General features: G+C 43.2%; 2 protein-coding genes, 1 tRNA gene and 1 pseudogene. 2 read left to right on the plus strand and 2 right to left on the minus strand.

Translation table 11 applies throughout. The features are described 5' to 3' along the window. A pseudogene (locus tag A3766_RS31255) lies at positions 1-520 on the plus strand (hypothetical protein); the annotation flags it as partial. A gap of 18 nt (positions 521-538) precedes the next feature. After that, positions 539-1,549: a hypothetical protein gene (locus A3766_RS16465; RefSeq protein WP_068507793.1), complete on the plus strand. Its 1,011-nt coding sequence runs from the start codon at positions 539-541 to the stop codon at positions 1,547-1,549. A gap of 50 nt (positions 1,550-1,599) precedes the next feature. Here A3766_RS16465 and A3766_RS16470 read toward each other — a convergent pair. Then, positions 1,600-1,676: transfer RNA gene (locus A3766_RS16470), tRNA-Val, on the minus strand. A 118-nt stretch (positions 1,677-1,794) separates the two neighbouring features. After that, a complete protein-coding gene (locus A3766_RS16475; RefSeq protein WP_068507795.1) occupies positions 1,795-2,529 on the minus strand; it encodes a TIGR04219 family outer membrane beta-barrel protein in 735 nt (244 codons plus the stop codon). Positions 2,530-2,563: the final 34 nt, after the last annotated feature.

The raw sequence follows: 2,563 nt of genomic DNA on the forward strand, positions 1-2,563 counted from the left end.
ACTTGCCTTACAAGACGATCAGATCAACAACCCTACCGCACTGAAGTTATTCTGGAAAATTCGCTGCCGTCTAGACCCTTCTCGTGGCGAATGCAAAGCACCGCCCAAGGTGGTTAGCAAACGCGTCAAAAAGAACAACATAGAGAAGCAAAAGGCCCAAGCAGACGCAGCTGCTAAAAAGAAGCTCGAAGCCGAGCGCATCGCTCACGCAAAAAAAGCTGAAGCTGAACGCTTAGCTAAACAAAGAGCAGAAGAAGAGAAGCGGCTTCAAGAGCAAAAAGAACAAGAGCAACGCAAGCTTGAAGAGGAAAAGCAGCTTCTAGCCCAGCAACAGCAAGAACAAGCACGACTTGAGGAAGAGCGCCGTATTGAAGAACAACGAATAGCGCAAGAAAAACTCAAGCTAGAAGAAGAAAAGAAAGCCTTAGAACAAGAACGCATCGTACTTGAACAAGCAAAAAATGAGCTTGAGAAAAAAGAGTCATGGAGTTTATGGGACTTTCTATTTGGCTGGATCTAAGCGGCAATAGAGCAAACGATGAACCGCTCCAAATTAGAAGAAATAACGAAGGCTATCCTGGATAAGTCGTCGCCATATTCATACAAAACAAAAGCCTTAGAGGACTATGCAAAGGTCTGTAGTGATCTTGGCGGTATAACAGCATCTCCTGCCTTCGATGCATGGGCGAGTGATTCATACCTCCCTCAAGGCTTAGCTATTTGCTCGGAAGCAGCAGCTCAGTGCACACTTGATCATCAGCGCAGCATAACCTTCATTCAGGCTGTCAATGCCGCTATAAGCGATACATTAGCCAACTCTATCGATCAGCCAATAAAAATTCTTTACGCTGGCTGCGGGCCCTACGCAACGCTCCTACTACCGCTACTAACTCAGTTTTGCTCTGATGAAATAGAACCATACTTTTTAGATATCCATCAAGAATCGCTTGACAGTGTTGAACGCCTATTACAGGCCTTTGAATTAACGAAGTATTCCAGTCACCTTGTCAACGCTAATGCCTGTGAATACCAGCACCCTGATACACTCGACATTATCATCAGCGAAACAATGCAGAAGTCTCTTGAGCATGAGCCTCAAGTAGAAATAACGGCAAACCTAGCAGACCAACTTAAGCCGCATGGTATATTTATTCCACAATCTATTAATGTGTCTTTAGAGCTTAAGGTTGTGAAGAATAACAGCGCTGATTCTGCAAACGCTACATTCTACCCGGTTGCAAGGTTAATAGACCTAACGCCAAAACACGCAGTTAAATATTGCGCTGAAGCAAAAAACAATAGCTCCAACGCTGAGCTATCCTTTTACTGCTGCAGCTTCACACTCCCCAAACAAAATCTATCAGGTCGCCACTCCCTATTCCAGACAACTACAATACAAGCGTACAAAGATTACATATTGAGCAACGGTGATTGCGACCTATCTCTCCCGAGGCCTTGTTTAGAAATATCGCAATTGAATGGTGAAGCAACTTACGAGGTTAGCTATGCACTTGGAGGCTATCCAAAATTTGTATTTTTAAATCGCTAGAACGATCGCGACATGCCACAACTATAAAAATAAGGAGCGAATAGGGAAATTGGTAGGACTAGGCAGATTCGAACTGCCGACCTCTACCATGTCAAGGTAGCGCTCTAACCAACTGAGCTATAGTCCTATTTCAAGCATCGCAAGGAGAGCGACTTGAATAAGGCGCGTAATTTATCAAACAATTCAGCGCCTTGCAATGAGAATATTAGAAAAATATTCTTACGAATCTAGATTGCACTTTATATCTAGAAATCTAAGCCTGTACTTAAGTAAACACCGCTAAAATCAACATCAACTTCGATATCAGCACTGCCTATATCATCAATCTTGATTGCCATAGTGCGATAGCCTAGCTCAACAAATGCTAAGCTAATATTTTGACGAATACGGGCACGGGCATCATAAATACCATTACCAGAATACGAAATACCCGATAACTCAGCGCCAACTGCCATACCAGTAAAAGGCAGCTCTACTTCAGCTTTTGCATAGGGCAGCGGTAGAAAGTTATCAATAGTAGAGGTCGAGCTTTCTGTATCACCCTCAACATTAAGCTGACCGTCAAAAACCTTAATATCTAAACCAACATCAACCGAAACCCAGTTATCGAGAATTTCATAGTAAGCAATTACATCATAGTGAGTCAGGTCTAAATTAGTCGTAACAGGCCCTTCCACACCAGCAAAACCATCGCCTGCTTCATCAATTTCGCCAGATTCAGTCTGATCAAGGGAAGTTAGTCGGACCTTTATATTTGGAATCAGTGGCACGGGGTGTTCAAATGAAGCCGCGAGTTCGAAGAAACTATCGTCTTCGAAACCTAGGTCTTTTTCAAAATCAACTGTTTCACCAGCGGTGGCATCACCACCAATGCCTGCATACCAATAACTTGCTTCAACAGTACCGCCAATAAAATCGGCTTGAGCCGTGGCGCTTGCAGCCAAAACGAAAGGAGCGAGGAGTTTTGTAACTTTTTTCATAGATACTTACCTTATTGAATTCTCTTAAGAATAA

This window comes from Oleiphilus sp. HI0132 (assembly GCF_001635845.1).